Origin of the sequence: Sulfuracidifex tepidarius, from assembly GCF_008326425.1 — an archaeon.
Lineage (GTDB): Archaea > Thermoproteota > Thermoprotei_A > Sulfolobales > Sulfolobaceae > Sulfuracidifex > Sulfuracidifex tepidarius.
The window spans coordinates 1,918,847-1,936,629 of record NZ_AP018929.1; the positions used below are offsets into that span (position 1 = coordinate 1,918,847).

21 protein-coding genes are annotated in these 17,783 nt (G+C 43.1%); 13 read left to right on the forward strand and 8 right to left on the reverse strand.

All coding sequences use genetic code 11. The annotated features are described in order from the left end of the window. Positions 1 to 332 precede the first annotated feature (332 nt). The 6 genes from IC007_RS09950 to IC007_RS09970 all read left to right on the forward strand — a co-directional run bounded on the left by IC007_RS09950 (position 333) and on the right by IC007_RS09970 (position 3,087). Positions 333 to 1,250 (forward strand): Rieske 2Fe-2S domain-containing protein, encoded by a 918-nt coding sequence (locus IC007_RS09950; RefSeq protein WP_149528934.1) that lies wholly within the window; start codon positions 333 to 335, stop codon positions 1,248 to 1,250. Beyond that, on the forward strand, positions 1,247 to 1,396 hold the full coding sequence (locus tag IC007_RS13355; protein WP_156303794.1) for a hypothetical protein: 150 nt from the start codon (positions 1,247 to 1,249) through the stop codon (positions 1,394 to 1,396). Before IC007_RS09950 ends, IC007_RS13355 begins: the two co-directional genes overlap by 4 nt. Before the next feature lie 32 nt (positions 1,397 to 1,428). Beyond that, a complete protein-coding gene (locus IC007_RS09955) occupies positions 1,429 to 1,617 on the forward strand; it encodes a hypothetical protein (RefSeq protein WP_054846236.1) in 189 nt (62 codons plus the stop codon). A 61-nt stretch (positions 1,618 to 1,678) separates the two neighbouring features. Next, positions 1,679 to 2,098, forward strand: coding sequence for a hypothetical protein (locus IC007_RS09960; protein ID WP_054846237.1), 420 nt, complete (start codon positions 1,679 to 1,681; stop codon positions 2,096 to 2,098). A 60-nt stretch (positions 2,099 to 2,158) separates the two neighbouring features. Continuing rightward, positions 2,159 to 2,551 (forward strand): hypothetical protein, encoded by a 393-nt coding sequence (locus IC007_RS09965; protein ID WP_054846238.1) that lies wholly within the window; start codon positions 2,159 to 2,161, stop codon positions 2,549 to 2,551. A gap of 11 nt (positions 2,552 to 2,562) precedes the next feature. Next, positions 2,563 to 3,087 carry a hypothetical protein gene (locus IC007_RS09970; RefSeq protein ID WP_149528697.1) on the forward strand — a complete coding sequence of 175 codons (525 nt, stop codon included), beginning with the start codon at positions 2,563 to 2,565 and terminating at the stop codon, positions 3,085 to 3,087. A 57-nt stretch (positions 3,088 to 3,144) separates the two neighbouring features. On the opposite strand, the gene rnhA is transcribed toward IC007_RS09970, so the two are convergent. Then, positions 3,145 to 3,585 (reverse strand): ribonuclease HI, encoded by a 441-nt coding sequence (gene rnhA / locus IC007_RS09975; RefSeq protein ID WP_054846240.1) that lies wholly within the window; start codon positions 3,583 to 3,585, stop codon positions 3,145 to 3,147. A gap of 125 nt (positions 3,586 to 3,710) precedes the next feature. On the opposite strand from rnhA, the gene IC007_RS09980 reads away from it, so the two are divergent. Further along, positions 3,711 to 4,574 carry a pirin family protein gene (locus IC007_RS09980; protein WP_149528698.1) on the forward strand — a complete coding sequence of 288 codons (864 nt, stop codon included), beginning with the start codon at positions 3,711 to 3,713 and terminating at the stop codon, positions 4,572 to 4,574. A 496-nt stretch (positions 4,575 to 5,070) separates the two neighbouring features. After that, positions 5,071 to 5,325: a hypothetical protein gene (locus IC007_RS09985; RefSeq protein ID WP_054846241.1), complete on the forward strand. Its 255-nt coding sequence runs from the start codon at positions 5,071 to 5,073 to the stop codon at positions 5,323 to 5,325. A 452-nt stretch (positions 5,326 to 5,777) separates the two neighbouring features. Here the strand turns inward: IC007_RS09985 and IC007_RS09990 are convergent, their stop codons facing one another. The 6 genes from IC007_RS09990 to IC007_RS10010 form a co-directional block, all read right to left on the reverse strand. Continuing rightward, a complete protein-coding gene (locus IC007_RS09990; protein WP_054846242.1) occupies positions 5,778 to 6,050 on the reverse strand; it encodes a hypothetical protein in 273 nt (90 codons plus the stop codon). 36 nt (positions 6,051 to 6,086) lie between these two features. Beyond that, positions 6,087 to 6,218 carry a hypothetical protein gene (locus IC007_RS14085; RefSeq protein WP_269472322.1) on the reverse strand — a complete coding sequence of 44 codons (132 nt, stop codon included), beginning with the start codon at positions 6,216 to 6,218 and terminating at the stop codon, positions 6,087 to 6,089. A 352-nt stretch (positions 6,219 to 6,570) separates the two neighbouring features. Then, positions 6,571 to 7,098, reverse strand: coding sequence for a PaREP1 family protein (locus IC007_RS09995; protein ID WP_149528699.1), 528 nt, complete (start codon positions 7,096 to 7,098; stop codon positions 6,571 to 6,573). 753 nt (positions 7,099 to 7,851) lie between these two features. Continuing rightward, positions 7,852 to 9,288: an MFS transporter gene (locus IC007_RS10000; RefSeq protein WP_149528700.1), complete on the reverse strand. Its 1,437-nt coding sequence runs from the start codon at positions 9,286 to 9,288 to the stop codon at positions 7,852 to 7,854. 114 nt (positions 9,289 to 9,402) lie between these two features. Beyond that, on the reverse strand, positions 9,403 to 9,861 hold the full coding sequence (locus IC007_RS10005; protein ID WP_054846243.1) for a peroxiredoxin: 459 nt from the start codon (positions 9,859 to 9,861) through the stop codon (positions 9,403 to 9,405). A 116-nt stretch (positions 9,862 to 9,977) separates the two neighbouring features. Beyond that, positions 9,978 to 11,786, reverse strand: coding sequence for a hypothetical protein (locus IC007_RS10010; RefSeq protein WP_054846244.1), 1,809 nt, complete (start codon positions 11,784 to 11,786; stop codon positions 9,978 to 9,980). A 776-nt stretch (positions 11,787 to 12,562) separates the two neighbouring features. Between IC007_RS10010 and IC007_RS10015 the strand changes: the two genes are divergently transcribed. The 5 genes from IC007_RS10015 to IC007_RS10035 all read left to right on the forward strand — a co-directional run bounded on the left by IC007_RS10015 (position 12,563) and on the right by IC007_RS10035 (position 16,704). Beyond that, entirely contained in the window at positions 12,563 to 13,699 is a 1,137-nt protein-coding gene (locus IC007_RS10015) for a radical SAM protein (RefSeq protein ID WP_054846245.1), read from the forward strand. A gap of 161 nt (positions 13,700 to 13,860) precedes the next feature. Further along, the gene (locus tag IC007_RS10020; protein WP_054846246.1) at positions 13,861 to 14,733 is read left to right on the forward strand and encodes an ABC transporter ATP-binding protein; all 873 of its coding nucleotides are present in this window, start codon (positions 13,861 to 13,863) and stop codon (positions 14,731 to 14,733) included. 43 nt (positions 14,734 to 14,776) lie between these two features. After that, positions 14,777 to 15,394 carry a hypothetical protein gene (locus IC007_RS10025; protein ID WP_149528701.1) on the forward strand — a complete coding sequence of 206 codons (618 nt, stop codon included), beginning with the start codon at positions 14,777 to 14,779 and terminating at the stop codon, positions 15,392 to 15,394. Then, on the forward strand, positions 15,391 to 15,870 hold the full coding sequence (locus IC007_RS10030; protein WP_149528702.1) for a hypothetical protein: 480 nt from the start codon (positions 15,391 to 15,393) through the stop codon (positions 15,868 to 15,870). The genes IC007_RS10025 and IC007_RS10030 overlap by 4 nt, the downstream gene beginning before the upstream one ends. A gap of 129 nt (positions 15,871 to 15,999) precedes the next feature. Further along, a complete protein-coding gene (locus tag IC007_RS10035) occupies positions 16,000 to 16,704 on the forward strand; it encodes an ATP-binding cassette domain-containing protein (RefSeq protein WP_162302177.1) in 705 nt (234 codons plus the stop codon). Here IC007_RS10035 and IC007_RS10040 read toward each other — a convergent pair. Further along, positions 16,696 to 17,676, reverse strand: coding sequence for a hypothetical protein (locus IC007_RS10040; RefSeq protein WP_149528704.1), 981 nt, complete (start codon positions 17,674 to 17,676; stop codon positions 16,696 to 16,698). The two genes, IC007_RS10035 and IC007_RS10040, sit on opposite strands and share 9 nt — an antisense overlap. Positions 17,677 to 17,783 lie beyond the last annotated feature (107 nt).

Consider the following 17,783-nt stretch of genomic DNA (forward strand, 5'->3'; position numbering starts at 1 on the left):
AATCTTACCAATAGCTTAAAAAACCTTTTTTTAATAAGTTAAGATGTTTTCAATAGTTTCATCAATATGTAAACTATGTTACGTTTCATAACTCATAAAATTTAATAAAAATATTAAACATTTTTGCCTATTAATCTTCTAAAATTTATACATCGTAAAATATATTTTTAGAAAAACTAATCGATAGTTCAAATAGTTAATATTAAATAATATTGTAAATTGTAATAGAAAAGTTTTTATGAAACGTTCTTCACAGATCGTATTGATGAACCTTGAGAAAGGTAATCATTAGTAGGGACGATTTAGCGTTCGCGTGGAAGTTAGTGTGGAAGATGAGGCACGGAAAGGAGAAGTTCGACCAAGAGAAATTCATGAAGGCAGGAAGAGGCTACCTGTACAATTACGCCGAACAAAACGTGGGCCCGCTGAGCCCTGGGAGGAGGGCCTTCCTGAAGGGAGTCCTCATAGGAATAGGCGTGGTCACAGTTGCGTCTGCTCTTCCCCTGGTCTCCGTGTTGAATCCTCAGGAAGTAACGTTAAAGAGCTTCCCGTGGATTGTGATAGTCGACTCCAACGGGAACCCAATAAAGGCGTCCACTTTCCCCGTGAACGAACCTACAATCATGTTGTTTCAGTACCCTATGCTGGGGGACATAACTTTCCTGTTAAACATGGGAGACGAGAACGACAAACCCGTGGCTATACCCCCGACTAAGGTGACCATACCACAGAACGGAGCTACATATGATTTCCCAGGTGGAGTCGGACCGAACAAGTCTATAGTAGCTTACAGCGCTATATGCCAGCACCTAGGCTGTGCTCCACCAGAGATACACTTCTACCCTCCTAAGTATTTCTCACCAGGAGGGAATGTTCCAAACTTCCTTCCATCCAGTGCATACCAAGCAGCAGTAGCAGCTGGAGCGAAGAGTATAATCCACTGTGACTGTCACGGATCGACTTACGATCCTTGGCATGGGGCAGCAGTAGTTACCGGTCCCACAGTCCGTCCCCTCCCTTACGTACAACTCTACTGGGACCAGGATACGGACTTCCTTTACGCTGTTTCCATGAACACTAAGGCTCCCCCGATCATGGATCATACGTCCGATCTAGAGGGTGCAGCTTATTTGGACTCTTACGATTCGAAGACGCAGTGCGGGAAACTGATTTTGGGCCAAAACCAGAAGCCTTCAAACTGTTATACTGAACTTCAGAGCGACGGTAACACTTTCTCAGGTGGTTCATGATGAACAAGCTAGGAATTTTAATCCTAGGGCTGATTTTCGGTGCCACCGCAGCTTTCGCCAGTTTCATAGCCTACACGATTCTGTGGAACTCATCTCCGGTGGACTTACTGTCCTTTGTGAAGGCCTTAGAAATGCTTATAAAGTAATCCTTTCTTTTTGAAAATGTGAGGTGATTATCATGTTAGGAAAAGCAAATCTGAACTTCATGATAGGGGTTGCGTTATTCTTTATTATTCTCTCTATTCCTTTAAATTTCCTATTAGCCTCTACAATAGGTGTTGCACCTACTACGATAATCGACGCTGCGCTCTACATCATCCTAGCGTCAGCTGCGTTCATGATGGTTTTTTATAAAGAATTTTACTAATTACAAAAGTTTTGAAAATAAGATTTTAAAACTCTTTTTTCTCTACATTTTCTTGATACATATGAGCAAGTCAGTAATGGAAATATATGATCAAGTTAACTCTGTAATGTCAAAGAACGAGTACGTCCCTGCGATCTCGGCACTGGAACTGGCGTCCCTTCTCTTCACTTACGTCGCGGGGATGGGAATAGCAGTATATAAGCTCCCTCTCCTAGGGGTCCCAATCACCGTTCACATATACGCTGCCGCGGCAGACGTAATTTTAGCGATCTTCCTTTATGGTGCTGCAGCAAGGAGCGGTAGACTGGGGCTGAAGGTCGTGTCCATAATAGACGTTCTGTGCATCCTAGGTGCAGCTTTCTCAGGGCTTTTCTACTTCGGAGGCTTCTCAGTCCCTATGTACGCTCTGGGTATGGGGACCGGTTTCGTCTTGGGAGTAGCAGTGACTTCCTTCCTGTTGTTTTACTCCATGAGAAGGTAACGTTTAAAAATAAAGAGAAATATTTATTTACTGCATTTTTCAACATTATCTTGATTAGTCATGACAGAAAATCTGACCAGGAATAAACCCGTCTTGATAGCCTCCTCCGTGGAGACGTTACTCTTGATAGGTGCCTTTCTCGCGGGTACAACGACCCTCCTGAACGATCAGTTCCCTTTAACCCAGACGTGGATGGCCGCACTTCTCTCGTCTCACCTCAGCCTCGCTATACTTAGCGGGTTGGGCGCAGTGCTTCTTTTCGCCCTGACCTACCTGAGCGATAGGAAGGACTTATTCTACATGGGGTTGGCTACTGTGCTCGCTGTGGGCCTAGCTGCCGCGGGTGGTCTGGCTTTCTACAGCACGTATAACTATGACTTCTCGTACCTCATGGCATTGTCTTTCGTTGTAGCTATAATACCTTCTTCAGGCTGTGTGGCGTTGTCAATTTGAGATGAAGGGAGTTGGTTCCTATAGCGTTCGCATTGAACGTAATACATGGTTTCTTTGGACTGATTTACTACGGTACTACCACACTCTTCGGCGTCATGATAGTACCCAAGCTAGGCAAGATCTCAGCGGAGTCCGTGAGGGAGTTGAGGAATTTCCTACCGGGGATTGTGACATTAATTCAATCCTCCGGTATAATTACGATAGTGTTCGGAGCGGGACAGTTCCTTCATTATATGATAGGGTATTACAAAGGGGGCGGAATGGGTGAAGTATATGCTATCCTGTTCGGATCAGGCTGGGGGCTCAGTGTGTTGGTAGGAGGGGTCTTCGGGTTCATCGGCTTGCTGATAGGCGGGCTCGTGAAGAGGGACATGGACAGGATGATGAGTTTGTACAGGAACATACTCCCTGATGACGAGATGTTGATGCAAGCTAGGAAGTCCCTTCAGAGGAGCTCCATGATTGGAACGGTTTTCCTGACTATTTCGGTGATCTTCATGCTGGTGGCTGTGACTTTTCTCCCGCTCCCAAGTTAGTGCTTCCTTTGAGACTCATGTCTGCGTTCAAGAGTAAGGGGGAGGGGGAAACAAGCGTTAGTCACAGCCCACCTCTCTGATCTCTCCTCTCCTTGCTTTCTCATATGCTACTCTGGTGAGAGAGTCAGCTTCCTTGTTCATCTCACGGGGTACCCAGACGAAGGTCGCATTTATCTCCGAAGCTATCTCGAGCGCTCTTTCGTAAAGGGATCTTATCCTCTCACTCTTCACCTTGTACTCCCCGTTGAGTTGCCTGATGACTAGCTGACTGTCTCCCCTTATCTCAGGGCTTTCAGCGTTGATTCTCTTCATCTCCGTGAGGAGACATAGTACCCCTGTGTATTCTGCTACATTGTTGGTGGAAGAAGGTGAGAAAGGCTCCGCTGCTAAACCGTATCCCTCCTTGACCTTCACGTTACCTTCATAGATAACGTATCCGTATGTAGCTATTCCTCCTGGGTTCTTAGGTTCGCAAAGCCCGTCAAAGTATCCGATCATGAAGAGGGAGTATATAAAAAGAAATAAAAAACGCTTGCTCATGATTCTAGAAGGTTTCTCTCTATTCACGTGGTTTCGCTTCAGTAACGTCAAGGTTTAATGTCTCTGAGAAGAATGGTTATCTCATGGACAGAAAGATAGAATATCTCATACAAGGTAGACATACCATGGACGGGGCCGGAGTGAAGTTATACCGAGTATTCGGAGGGCCCAATACGGTGGAGTTGACAGACCCTTTCCTCCTTCTCGACTTCTTCGGCTCTGATAGGAAGTCTGACTACATTAACGGTTTCCCATGGCACCCTCACAGGGGGATTGAGACCGTAACGTACCAGATAGAGGGTTCAACGGAGCATGAAGACAGTGAAGGAAACAAGGGGATAATACATCATGGAGACCTTCAATGGATGACTGCGGGGAGCGGGATATTCCACCAGGAGATGCCCCGTCCTGAAGGGAAGAGCGAGAGGGTGATGGGCTTTCAACTTTGGATAAACTTACCTGCCTCCGAAAAGATGACATATCCTGTTTATAGGGACGTGAAAAAGAGAGAATCGGAGGAAAAGGACCACTGGGGGAAATTCAGGGTAATAGCAGGTGAATTCATGGGTATCCTTGGCCCAGTGAGGGCAGGGAGGAAGGTGGATCCTCTTTACGTAGACATGGAGATAGAGCCGGAAAACGAGGTGGTCTTCAACCCGGGGAGTCAAAGAAACGTTCTCGCTTACGTTATGAAAGGGAAAGTGAGAATAGGAGACAGCCCAGAATTGGAGGAGGGACAGCTGGCCGTAATGAGTCAAGGAGACTTGTTAAAGGTCTCGTCCGGAGAGGGCGGAGCTAGAGTCCTCGTCCTAGGAGGGAAACCCCTGAAGGAGCCAGTAGCCTGGTATGGGCCTATAGTGATGAACACGGACGAAGAAATTCATCAAGCATTGAAGGAACTCAGAGATGGAACATTCGTGAAGGAGAAGAGACCTAGAGTGGAATGACCTCGAGAAGGGAGTTTTCCCTTTTCCCCTTATCTTGTAAATTGCAGCAGACTTATGTACATACTTATAGAGCAGTTTACAGGAATTCCTTCGATTTAAATATTTTCATTTTTTAGTGTTACGAAATAAATTTTATCCATTTTACACTGAGGAGATCTTCGAACCTATAGCTAATTATTTAACTTCTGTCATATCAATACTAAATTTTTTTTAATGTCTCGTAACTCTGCAAGGTTTTCCGATCAAAGCTAAACGCATACAGTGAACCGTAGAGGCTTAGGATTGTATTCCGTCTTTTGCATTAATATGAGCTAAAAATGTTGAATTTTTTGTTTTCTATTACCTTCACTAAAAGGACTAGTCGAGAGTCGCTCTTATTCGATAGGAGAGTGTAAGGCGTGGTCTGTGCGTATTAGTAACTATATACCAAAAACTCCTAAACACGTAGACTCTGCAATTTTGTCTACTCAAGATGAGTTAATCCTAATCGAATTAAGTGAGGACACAGAACGTAGAGAAGTTAGCTAAAGAATTGTTAGAAAAACTTCAGGGGACTTTCTTCGTCCTAACCGATTTAAATATTATTCCTAAAGTTAATAAAATAACATATACTGTAGTAGTTGGTAACAAAAGCACGGTAAGCGAAGTACAGAAGAGGCTTAATAATGCTGTAACTAACACGTACCCACTAATGATAAGGAGAAACCTCGGCACCGCTTTTCAGATGGGGGAACCTTCAACTAACCATTAAAGTTGAACCGTGTGTAGACAAGTAGTAAACGCTGTTAGAGCATATTAACGAAATAAATACTTTTAATTTGCTAATACTAAACGCGGTTGTGAAACACAAAGGCTCGCTAATATGACCCCTATTAAAAATCTTCCTAATATTTGCAAGTATCTTCCTCCTTCTATGGCTTCTCGGGCAAATTATGTTATCGGTAAGTTAAATAGCTTATCAGCAAGGCTTACGAGGCTGTGCTTACATCTATATAATTCGTACGTGGGAGAAGTGATACTAAGAACACTCTATCGTAAACAGACTCTAACCATTACTCCAAATGTCCTCAATTCCAACGTTTAAGTTCTGGGACAAGAACTTCACAAACTCGTCCTCCTTAACCCAGCTTGGGACAGAGGGAAAATACGTTACGTCTGAATCCCTAGATAAGTAATAGTATATTTCAGATAATCCTTCATCTATTACAGAACTCTTGACACCTGCAGATAAAGGCCTAGAAATCGGGAAAGACTTAAACCACTGTATTGGTAACCCGGCACTGGAAAGCCCGTTATAAACCCATCCTTAATCTCAGTAGCGGGAATAATGAGGTACTCTGCGTTAGTAGTCCTAACTATATTCTCCTGCGTTTGCATGCCCAACGCTAGTGAAATTATGCTAGTCCTTACCAGAGGAATTAGGTAAGATAACCATTGTAAATAAAGGGATATACCGGTACCGGAGTTCTTCTTCATGAAAGCATGAGTCATGGTAAATGCAGTGTACTCACATTAGGACTCGTCTTCCTGTGTATAATTAAAACCACCTTTAGAAGTCCTCAAATCCTCTATGACGTGGTGTGTGAACCCGTGGAGGAATATTAGAGAAAAGTAGAGGTGACCTATTACGTCGTTATTGTACATAGACTTAAGTGCGTTTATATCCTTTCTATTTCGTCCTTTACTAGGTAAATCCCCCACTTTTCCCTGTCAAGTGAGTAAGATATATAGTAGGCTATAAGTATTCTACTACCGCTACCGTTGCCTGCCTCTTTCTTATACTCAACTATGCCTTTGTCTTTTTCGTATGAGCTCTCCCAAACTCACTTGCCCTCACCCTTTTTAAGGGGTGGAACCCACTTACTCCCTGGAGAAAAGCTTAGCGTCATAACAACTTATAGTTAAGAGAAATTATTAGTTTTTAGGAATATTCAAGAGTGAATAACGATCAAGGTTTTTTCTTAGAGTAGTTTGACAAACACCTTCGCAATAACGATTAACTAAGATTTTCTTTAAGCTCCCTTTCAGCAATTTTATAATGCTCCTCAATTTCCTCACCCCAATAATCCCTGAAGAGGTCCTTTACGACTCTCATTATCTCCTTAGAAAGGTAAAGAATATCCCTTATTGCCTCACTCCTATCAGCATAATCACTTGCCCCCTTATAAAGCCCGTTATAAGAATATCTATGCAACTCCAATGCAGTAGAAGTGAGGTGGTTTACCTTGTATCCAAGTTCATCAAGTCTCTGAGAGATTCCCTTCAGCCCGGTTGTAGGGGCAAGGAAGCCAGTCTTATAATACCACTCTTTTTCCTTCTCATCCCTAGGCATCTTATCAAGGTTTATAACTGTTAATGCACTTATAAAAGCCTTCCAGGATAGGAAGACCTTGTTTGCGGAATTCCTACTGAAACCCTCTTTAAGTAATTTTAACCCTAACGTCAACTCATCTAAACTTTCAATTATCCTTATTTTAACGTAAGCGCCCTTGTGCTTCTCGATGGTAGGTATTTTGGATTCCATATTTAATCATTAAACTAACTAGGTAAAAAGAAATATAGAAGTACGTTAATGACCCTCATACAACGGCAGTGCTTTTAGCAGATTTGGCACTTCATATGTGCCCAGGCTTTTCCCATAAAAGCTATAAGAATACCGTTGCACTCTGTTCAAGTATCGTCATCCCCGCCTCACTTGTGGTGACATCATAGGGCCTCTGTGTGATGAACAATAGTCCTTGTATTATATTTCCTGGCCCTTCTGGCTAGATTTTCCAACAATGACATTGTGATTGGGTATTTGACGAATAACCACGCTTCGTCGATGAATACATATCCTTTCTCTCTATCACCGAAACCCTCCTTCTGTTAGATTAGGGTTAATAAAGTTGTAACAATCGCTTTAAGCCTAGTCGCTCCAGACCCGCTTATTTCCTTCAGTCCGAATATGATATTTTCTACTCTTTCTGGCGGTGTACCGTCATAGATGTATTTATCTGGAGGTGCTTCTACTGTCTTTAGATAATTGTATAATTTAGTGTCATTTTTTATATTTTCTAGAAATTTAAAAATCAAATAGGAATCTGCATAGTCAGAGACGTATGCCCTGAGTCTATTCCTTAATGCAATATTATCTGGAAGAACGAGGCCAGGATAGAGAACGACAGAGTTCTCCGATCAAAGCTAAACGCATACAGTGAACCGTAGAGGCTTAGGATTGTATTCCGTCTTTTGCATTAATATGAGCTAAAAATGTTGAATTTTTTGTTTTCTATTACTATTTCTGACTATATGTTTGAACCTTTTCTCTTTTACTCTCCCTCACTTCCTTACCTCTAAGCGCTGACAACACGAGTGCCACTGAGAGTATCCCCGCGGAAACCAACAAGTCTGTCCTTACCCCCGTCATGAAGGCAGACGAAACGCCTCCAAGCAGGTTGGCGGTACCCAGGAACACCTCAAACGCAACTTGTCTTGGAACTGCTATCGAAGCTACAGCTATGGTCATTACATAACTCGAGAGCGTCCCCATGTTAGCCAACGTCCTCAAAAGCCCACTAACTCCGCCGTAATCTCCCACGGAAGCGTTAGCCATGACGGAACTGTTGTTTGCAGGGTAGAACATGGAAGACCCTATACCTCCCAGCACTGACGCTGCGATTACAGTGTAGTAGGAGGACGAAGGCGTTAAAGTGAAGTAAACTCCGACAGCACTCATCATCATCAGTATCCCCAACGTGGCAGGGACCCTCCCTCCTACCCTGTCGGAAAGTATACCCATGAATGGGCCGAGCGAGCTAGCAATTACGTACCCTGGAATGAGGAGCAATGACGAGTCTAACGGACTGAGTCCCCTTATTCCTTGAAGGTACATTATCACTATGAACACTACCGCTAAGTAACCCATGCTCTGGAAGAACGAGGCCAAGATAGAGAACGACAGAGTTCTGTTCTTGAAAGCCTTCATGTTAACGATAGGGAAAGAGATCTTTCTTTCCTGGTTCAGAGTCATGGCTAGAACTACGATTCCTGCCCCCACGGTCAGGAGATCCAGCAGGTTCACTCCTAGGGCAGCTATCTCAGACCCAGATAGGCTGACCATGACTAAGCCTATTCCCAGCCCGAGAGTGCCTATAACGTCAAGGGGTTTCTTCTCCTTCTTTCCTTCGTAGTTGATGTACTTCAATCCTAAGGTGAACGCTACAGCACCTATGGGGAGGTTTATGAAGAAGATGTACCTCCACCCTACCAAGGTAGTGAGCACTCCTCCTATTACTATCCCGAGCGTTGCCCCCACGTTCCACCCGATAGAGGTGAAGCCGTAAGCCTTCCCCCTCCTGTTAGGGGAGAACATGTCAGCTATTATCGCGCCTGAGTTAGCTTGGATCATGGAAGCTCCTACAGCTTGGAGGACTCTCGATCCTATGAGGAAGAAGATAGACGGGGACATACCGCAAAGTAGTGAGCCTACAGTGAATAGAAGGAAACCGGTGTTGTATATCCTGGCCCTACCTATGCTGTCCCCTAACCTCCCTAACTGTGTCGTCATAACTGCTATGACTAGGAGGTAAGAAAGTATGGTCCATATGGTGAGCGTGAGTGTGGTATGCAAGTCCTGTGTTATTGTAGGCAAGGCGAGTATTACCACAGTAGAGTCCACAGCAGACATCATAGTGCCCAGAACTAAGACTAGAAGTATCAGTCTCTCTCTCATAATGAATAATTAGGAACCTAAATTTTTAAAGTTTATTATTATTCAAGAGAAATAAAATAAAAACATGGTTTGTGGCGAATAAGGGAGAGAGGTTCACAGGGAGCTTCAAATCCTTCAACTTCTTGGCTTAGATTTGTCGTCTCTTATTGCCTTAAGTGCCTCCTCCGGGTGCCTAGCAGGGTTTATTTGCGAATTGTAAACGTGGATTACCTTTCCTTCAGGCGATATCACGAAAGTGACCCTAGAGGGAGCTATGAACCCCTTTGCGCCGTAAAGTTCCCTTATCTTCCCGTCGTCGCTGACCAGGATGAAAGGCAATGAGAGCTTTTCCCTGAACCCCTTGTGAGATGAAGGTGGATCCGAGCTCACCCCTATTACAACAGCCCCTTCCTTCTCCAGTTCATCGTGTCTGTCCTTGAATGAGATGGCTTCCCTTGTACACCCCGGTGTGTTGTCCTTAGGATAGAAATAGAGCACAACATACCTTCCCCTGAACTGAGAAAGTGAGATCTCCCTGCCGTCATCGGTGGGAGCCGTGAAGTCTGGAGCAATGTCTCCTACGTTGACTTTCATAATAAATTGCATTGATACGTTATTAAAAATACTTGTTCAAATAATCTGGGCGGCTTGGCTTTCTCACTTATGGGACAAAAAGAGAAAAAACTCTTCTCTTTTCCTCCCCCATCTAATTAAGGTCTTACCTGCTTCATGATCTTCCTGAACATGAAGACAACTACAAGTGCTGGGATTAAGGTTGATAGGAATATAACAGGGTAGAATGTTTCAAAATTGAAACCGCTGTTTGAACTGTCGCTTTCTAACGATCGAATTGAAGTATTTAATAACGACAATGGTCTCATGCATAAACTGTCGTTGTAGAGGAATATAGCGTAATCTCCCGAGAATCCAAGAGGAGGCATTGAAGCCTTGAACACTCTCATGTCCTGCAAATCCACCACGGTATAGTTTCCCTTATCACACAGAATCAACACGTTTAAATCTTGATTGATGTATACCCGGGTGAATGAAGCCCTCACTAGCGGTCTCTCAAATGTGAACACTCCGTCGCTGTTCAATATAAGAGGTTCCTCGTTATCTACGATAATCCCTTCGTGTACCTTTCCGTCCACAAAGAACTTATAGGATGATAAGGCTGACGAAGTCAAGTTTGCCTGATCGTAAATGTAATTATTTGAGGAGCCCCGTAGCTGGTAAATACAGATCGGAGGTAGAGGCAAAATAATAGAGCCATTCTGTCTACCAGCAGGAAGATAACTACTTGAAGGATTATACGCAGATGAAGAGGACTCTAGGCAAATAGGTTCATCGAATGTAATATGCCCAACAAACGTGAGAAAACTTATATATAATTGATGATTATAAAATATTACATTGTATAAATCATTTCCAATAAAAAATGGTAGTCCTGGAAGTGGGTTATGTTTAAAAATAGGTGTTAAGTTCAAGTTCTCTGTTACAGTCTCGTTCATGTAGGACCATTGAATCCAAGAGGAATTATAAGCTACAAGTCCGTTATCAAGGAAACATACCGTTTTATTATAAAAAGTGTAAATTTTTGTAAGATTCTCTTTCACTACATTGAATATCAAAACTCTTGTTTCTTCACCTACCTGCTCCTTTAAGTAGAGTAGCCCTTTTTCGAATCCGAGCCAACTAAAGACTGTCTGATTGTTTTCAGCTGTCTGCTCTCCTAAATCTAATATCGGCTCTCCTAAACCGGCTAAACTTATTAAAGTAGACGGAGGACTCAAGGAAATGTTGTAGTCATTGATCTGGTCTGAAGTCACATTGAAGACGTTTATTCCAATTCCATATACTTTTAGATAAGGGTTAAAATTTACAGAATTAAATTGATTTATAATATTACATTTAATAGAACTATTATCTGTAATTAAATTAAATTCAATAATTAAATCCTTCCATGCATAGACGGGTAAGTTGTACATGAATAAGTTGGTAGAGTTAGAGAGGAAGGTGAAGCTTCTTGGAGAAATTATATAATTTTCACATATGTGTCCTCCCTTAAGTACTACTGCATGGACTAACGGAAATTCGTCCAGTTCAGAGACGTTTATCGTTCCAGAAACTCCCCTTCCCTCTTCATAAACTACTTTTAATTCATGTAAAAATTTCTCAACAGTGTTAGGATATGAGTATTGAAAAAACGGTAAAGCGGACGATATGAAAGTGTCATAATAAAGTATGTAGTTTCCGTTGTAAAGACATAAGAAAGGTTGAAGAGAGAGATGGAAGTGAGGTAGATACCTTGAAATATTTCTGTCGTGTTCCACCGTTGAATTTATTGAAAGATGACAGAGAGGGATATAGTCTTGTTTAGTCCCGTTTATTAAAACGATTCCGATAGAATAATTTGAGACAAGGAAGGTATAGCCTATTGCGTCGTGCGCATTTATGATTATGACAGAAGAAGGTTCCGACGCTGAAACCTTGATGACAGGGATAATACTAATAACCATGAGAATTAAAATTAGCAGGACTTTATTAGAATTAATCACAGTAATTAAGATTAAAATGACTCTTATTTAAAAACTATCCAACGTTTTCATGATGTGTAATGGTTATCCATTTACAAGAATGAGGGCTAAATGTAAAGGAAAGTTTAGCCATTTACAGTAGACCAGAAACCACTTAATCAAAATATAACGATTGATGAAGTCCTCATATGAAGGCATCAATGTATCTTAAAAAAGCAGAAATTAACGTGAAATAAGGTGATTCTAACCGGCAGGGATAAGTTAGTTATCTCTTTGATAATTTTCGCTAGAAATGAAAAACCTTAAACGGATTTAGAGGAATTACGGATGAATCAGGAGAAGTGAATCCTTACTAGACATATAATGAGCTGTCAAGGGGTAAACTCAACAGCGTCCTCATCGTGTTCTCTTATGTAAATCTTCGAGAATTAGATCTCTATTGAGAGATGATGAGAGCGAGAATAGTAGGGGAGAAAGACGAGGGAAGTTCCTTGTCTTTGGTTTTCATGTTCATGTGGTTATGAGAATGACCTTAACGTAATCTCAGTCCTAAACGTGGTCTCTGACTCTATCTATCCCGCATGAGATATATTCCTGAATCGATAAGGGATCCCTCTCCATGAACCGTGAGGAGAAAGTCACATCTCTGCTTTTCAGTCTAGAAACTTATCGAATGATATATCTCATCTTCAATCTCGATGTTAGCATAATGATGTATTACCATCCTCTTTATAAGACGACGTGCGTTAAAATACAATGTGCAGAATAAAATAACCATCACCTCTGACTTCAATACGTTTTACTCTATCTCTCCACTGCCTTCTAGGCTCAACCTCCTAAAGAAATCTAAACATCCTCCTTACGGCATTAGGAAAGTAGAGGCATCTCTGCTGAAGAAAGGTTTCGCGGTTAGCGTGAGTCCTCCAGGGAAGATTGAGGGAGACTTCGTAGGGGTTTACGTAAACGACCCGTTTGGAATGACCCCTGTATCTAAGGCAGTTCAAGAGGTATTCGGCGAGCCTCCGTCTCAGGTGATGTCCTTCTCCGAATTCTCGACGTGGATTTCAGGAGAGAAGGAGAGAAGAGGAAACCTGAGGGTCATAGCAGGAGGGCCGGGGGCATGGGAGGTTTTAATGAAAGAAGTCCCTTGGATAGACACGGTAGTCTTGGGAGGTGTAGAGACCTTGTCTTTTGAAGACATATTCCACGGTCCGAAGGTAGTCGAGACCAAGGAGATGTCTTTCGTGCCTATAATCTCACCTTCTTCTAACGCCGAGGTAGAAGTTACGAGAAAGGGAACCAAGGTCCCACTCCAAGTCATAAGGGAGGAGATTAAAGTTCAATCCCGATTTCACCGTTACGTGAACCTCATAACCGAGGATATCTTAACCTGGGGAGATGACCTGAGGGATCTACTTAGGGTCGCAAAAACTGCAGGTAAGGTAAAGTTCTCTCAGATCTCTCCCAGCCACTTCTCAGAGGAATACGTTTCCGTGATAAAGGACGAGTTAGGCCTGAACCAGACTAACTGGATCTCACCCGTTTTATCGTCAGGAGGATGTGTCATAGATAGGGCTCCAGACGTAGTTAGGACGCTTAACGACAATTTCATCTATCCAACCATGTTCGTGAAGGAAGAAGCGGCTGGGGAAGCATCCCGATATAAAGCTATCGTCATACCAATCCCTTCATCAGAGAGGTATTTTGAGGTGCTTTATAACGTCTGGAGGAATGAGAAGTCCCTCCTTAAGTTACCCTTCTCTAATTTAATTGAAACTGTACTTTACAAGGCGAAAGAAACGAATGGCGAATATCTCAGAAAATTGAAAGTCAAGGGCTTACTAGGAGCGTTCAACCTTGTACGGCTGTTACTGGAAACGTATTTGTTCTCATGAGATGTGCCTGCTAGAGCAACAAGACGAAATAGGCGTGTAGTATCAGATACTTAAACAGTTACCTGAATTTCAGGCCCGCTGCAAGGAGTCACCGCAGTAACCTTGGACATCAAAAAATAATTGCTTGGAACAAAATTAAAAGGATAAAAAGACATCCTTAAATGATGATAGTCGAAGCTAAGGATTTGACTAAGAGGTACGGCGACTACGAGGCTCTACACTCCCTCTCTTTTGAGGTTCAGGAAGGAAGCATAGTTGCTATAGTTGGTCCTAACGGAGCGGGGAAATCGACACTCATCAGGTTGATCGCCGGAATGTTGAAGAGAACTAGCGGGATCATCCGTGTGTTCGGGAAAGACCCGTGGAGCGACTACGAGGCTCAAAGGAGGATATCCCTAGTTCTGGATAGGACTTATCTCCCCCAATTCTTGACGGTAGAGGAAGTCCTAAGGGACATGGCTTCCAAGTTCGGGAAAACCATGTCGGACGTCGTCCCACTCTTAGAGGAGTTTAGCGCTTCCGTGTTTCTGAAAAGTAAAATAAAGGACCTCTCCACTGGGACTAAGCAGAAAATTCAAATAATCTTCTCGCTTATCAAGGACCCGAGTTTAGTTCTCGCTGACGAACCCACGGCTAACTTGGACATAGCTTCTAGGTTTGAAGTATACAACACTTTCCTGGAACTGAAGGAGCGAGGTGTTACCGTCATAATTTCATCCCATCTCGCATCTGAATTGTTATCAATTTCAACTCATTTACTGGGAATCAATGGGGGGACCCTGAAGTACATGAACTCCGTCTCTACCTTGATCAGGGATGACTTGATGGAGGAGTTTTACGTGGTAGTAGATAACGTAAAGAAGGCGATTAACGCGTCGGCGGGTTTCAAGATAAAGGTTAAGGGAAACGAGATCAAGGTTAAGGGTGATCTTGCAGATTTCGTGAGGGCGCTGACGTCCAGGGGAGTCAGGATACTCTACATCAGAAACTCCATACTGGAGAAGAGCGTCATGGGAGAACTGGGATGGAAATGAGTTCTTGCAGGATAGAAATGAGAGCTTGTAGAGAGTGAACTCCGTGGGTACATTATCTCTCATGTCAAAACACAAATATGGCTCTGCAGGAACGCTTACACTTGTGGAGATCTCGTTCATATTAGCTTCATCGCTAGTGATAGCGTTCAACTTGGACTTCCCTTACACCAGGGAAGTGATGGGAGGGAAGGAGGTCTCATTCATGAACTTCATGATAACCTTCGTAACTGCAATGTTCTCCATAATACCGGTGAGGAATGCTTCCTTCGGAATGTCACAAGACATTTCAGATGGAACGTTTATGACTTTCGTTCAGATGGAGGGCAAGTTCAAAGCTTTCATTTACGCGTATCTCATGGACGTGCTGTACCCGATATCTATATTCCTGGTGGTCGGGACTCTAGTTCTTACTTTAGCAACGTTGAACTACCTGTGGTGGGCCGTAGAGAGCTTAACAGGTTATATGTTCGTGGCTAACTTGTCTTACACTTCGTCCTTGGTTCTCAGGAAGACGTTCAGAACTTTCATAGGTTCCGTTCTGTCGATTTTCATTTACTTAGCTATAATCTTTCTAGATCTAGGATCAATAGCCCTCTTAGCTGTGATAGACGTCCTCCTTCTGTCTTTCCTTTTGTACAAGTTCAGGTGCATCGAGATATGATAGGCTATACTTTAGCTTCTTTAGGACTTCTGATTCTGGCTTTCTCCTTCATAGCCTTACCTCTAAGCTCCTCCTACGTCACCACTTGGAACTTCACTTCTCCTCCATGGTTCACGAGGTCGGTAATACACGTCCATAACGGAAGTTTCGTTTTCACCAACTCTACGACTACTTTACTTCTGAATTCAAGCTTTAAGTTGAAGACATCAGGAACGTTCTCCCTTAAGGGTGAAGGAAACGCCTCCATAATTTTCCACGGCGTGAGATTGTTTTACGGATTCTATCCAAGGCTAGTTGGGTATTTGCTAACTGGGATAGGAGCCTTCATAGAGGCGTACCTTTTAGCTAAGAGGATGAAATGGGTGAGATTTAGCATGAAGGAAATAATCCTAAAGAAAGTAGGAAGAGAAAGAAGAAAAAAGGAAGGAAAGAAAACCATGAAGAAAGGAAAGCAGAAAAAGAAGAGAACGATATGATTCTTAAAAACGAAACAATTGAAGGCAGTCCTAATATAGCGAACAGCCTTTTTTTGTCAGTTAACTTGTACAAATTATATGTAGTGAATTTTTATTAGCCGTTTAACCTTAAATAACATGATCCCCTTGTTGTCAGCCCTTCACGTCTCTAAGAAATACTTCTCCGAAGTCCTTCACGACATCACATTCAAAGTGGACAAAGAAAGAGTAGGTGTGATAGGGCTTCATTCCTCAGGAAAGAGCGTCCTTCTATCCATTCTCTCTGGGATCGAGAAACCCACCTCAGGTAAGGTTCTACTCGACGAGAGACCTCTGAACCCGTCCCTAGTAGCCTACATACCTCAGGCCCCACTTTTCGACCCGCTGATGAAAGTTAAGGAGGTATGCAAGGGCTCTGACGTTGAAGGCGAGAGAAGGCTTGGTTCCTTGTCTTTGCTGGAAAAGAAGAAGGTTGCGTTCTGCATGACACCTGAGGCTGAGTATCTGGTATATGACGATTTCGACGAATCTCTCACAGACCTGGTGAAGGGCTTCAAGGGAGGTGTCGTTCTGTCAAGTGTAAGCCCTTCCAAGGTATGGAATGTGATAGACAAAGTGATAGTCCTCTCTAGAGGTAGAGTCGTCTTCTCGGGAAACAAGGAGAGTCTTAACTTCAAGGTAATAAGATTTAGGGACGGAAAGCAAATCAGGGAGACATGGGAGAGATCTGACAGCTTTGACGTCGAGAAAAGGCTCAACTCCTCTGGAGTTAAGTACGACGTAATTGAGGCTAGTCCAGACGAGGCATTCTGGATGATCCTTTCAAGTAAGGGTGAGGAAAGGGAACTAGGGTAATGGTCTAGTCCTCACTGCCCTCCATATGCCAACTCCTAATACTGTGATAGAGATCAAGACAGCTAAAAGGAGCTCGATTTCCTCTTCATGGTAAAATATTCCAGCTAACATGTAGCTCAGGATCAAAGGGGAGTACTTCACCCCCCTTCTTCCGGCTATGAGAACGACCCCCGTGAATGTGAGGAAAAACGAGAGGGAGAATACTACAAAGGGCAACACGTCCCACACAACTAACCCTAGCGAGTTGCTGAGCGTAATGAAGGACACGGCTGACGAAAAAGCCATTAACAAAGTAGTGTAAAATAGCCTTCTAGTCAAGATCGTCATACCCTTCCCTATTCTCTTCAATAAGTCCATCTGCCCCCTAGGAAAAGGAATAAATTGAAAGAACGATATTACTCCTCCTACCGTCAACGTACACGCAAGGAGAAAGTAGACTGGCAAAGCGAAGTCGGTTAATCCGTTCACGTGGGACTCATGGTTCTTTATGGTGAAGACTCCCTCCTGCTCATCTCCACGAACAGTCGAGAGAGATGCGGAGATGTTCTCTCCCCTGATGAGGACATAAGATAAATCCCTCGACTGATAATGTCCTGCAGACATTGGCGATATAGCAAAGGTATACGTTCCAAGAGAACTGAGGTTGAATCTTTCCTTCGTCCCCTGGGCAAATACAGTGACGTTGATGTTAAGCGGAGGTACGGTTGTTTCATTATACATAAAGACTACGCTACCATTATCCGTGGAGACGGTTTCGTTGAACGAGGAGGAAGAGAACCTCACATACCCATTGAACGGTTCACCGTCATAGTTTACCAAGAACATCGATACCTTCAGGGAAAAAGCTCCTTCTTCCACAACTCCAACTCCGTCAATTCCTGGGGGGTCGTAGAGATATGTCAGGCTAGAGGACAGGATCAAGACGCTGAAGAGAAGAGCTACAATGATGACTCTCTCGATTTCGCTTTTCATCAAAAAAGGGACGCTATACATAATTAAATAAATGTTCACCATAAAGGGACGAAAGTTTCTCCTTCTTAGATTTCAATATTTTCCGGTCTCCATGCGACTTAACAGTG

Coding starts and splice junctions, on each gene's coding strand:
- IC007_RS09980 (WP_149528698.1), top strand. CDS start 3,711: ATGGACAGAAAGATAGAATATCTCATACAAGGTAGACATACCATGGAC.
- IC007_RS10005 (WP_054846243.1), bottom strand. CDS start 9,861: ATGAAAGTCAACGTAGGAGACATTGCTCCAGACTTCACGGCTCCCACC.
- IC007_RS09960 (WP_054846237.1), top strand. CDS start 1,679: ATGAGCAAGTCAGTAATGGAAATATATGATCAAGTTAACTCTGTAATG.
- IC007_RS10010 (WP_054846244.1), bottom strand. CDS start 11,786: ATGGTTATTAGTATTATCCCTGTCATCAAGGTTTCAGCGTCGGAACCT.
- IC007_RS09965 (WP_054846238.1), top strand. CDS start 2,159: ATGACAGAAAATCTGACCAGGAATAAACCCGTCTTGATAGCCTCCTCC.
- IC007_RS14085 (WP_269472322.1), bottom strand. CDS start 6,218: ATGTACAATAACGACGTAATAGGTCACCTCTACTTTTCTCTAATATTC.
- IC007_RS10030 (WP_149528702.1), top strand. CDS start 15,391: ATGATAGGCTATACTTTAGCTTCTTTAGGACTTCTGATTCTGGCTTTC.
- IC007_RS09950 (WP_149528934.1), top strand. CDS start 333: ATGAGGCACGGAAAGGAGAAGTTCGACCAAGAGAAATTCATGAAGGCA.
- IC007_RS10040 (WP_149528704.1), bottom strand. CDS start 17,676: ATGAAAAGCGAAATCGAGAGAGTCATCATTGTAGCTCTTCTCTTCAGC.
- rnhA (WP_054846240.1), bottom strand. CDS start 3,585: ATGATCGGATACTTTGACGGGCTTTGCGAACCTAAGAACCCAGGAGGA.
- IC007_RS10000 (WP_149528700.1), bottom strand. CDS start 9,288: ATGAGAGAGAGACTGATACTTCTAGTCTTAGTTCTGGGCACTATGATG.
- IC007_RS13355 (WP_156303794.1), top strand. CDS start 1,247: ATGATGAACAAGCTAGGAATTTTAATCCTAGGGCTGATTTTCGGTGCC.
- IC007_RS09990 (WP_054846242.1), bottom strand. CDS start 6,050: ATGAAGAAGAACTCCGGTACCGGTATATCCCTTTATTTACAATGGTTA.
- IC007_RS10020 (WP_054846246.1), top strand. CDS start 13,861: ATGATGATAGTCGAAGCTAAGGATTTGACTAAGAGGTACGGCGACTAC.
- IC007_RS09995 (WP_149528699.1), bottom strand. CDS start 7,098: ATGGAATCCAAAATACCTACCATCGAGAAGCACAAGGGCGCTTACGTT.
- IC007_RS09955 (WP_054846236.1), top strand. CDS start 1,429: ATGTTAGGAAAAGCAAATCTGAACTTCATGATAGGGGTTGCGTTATTC.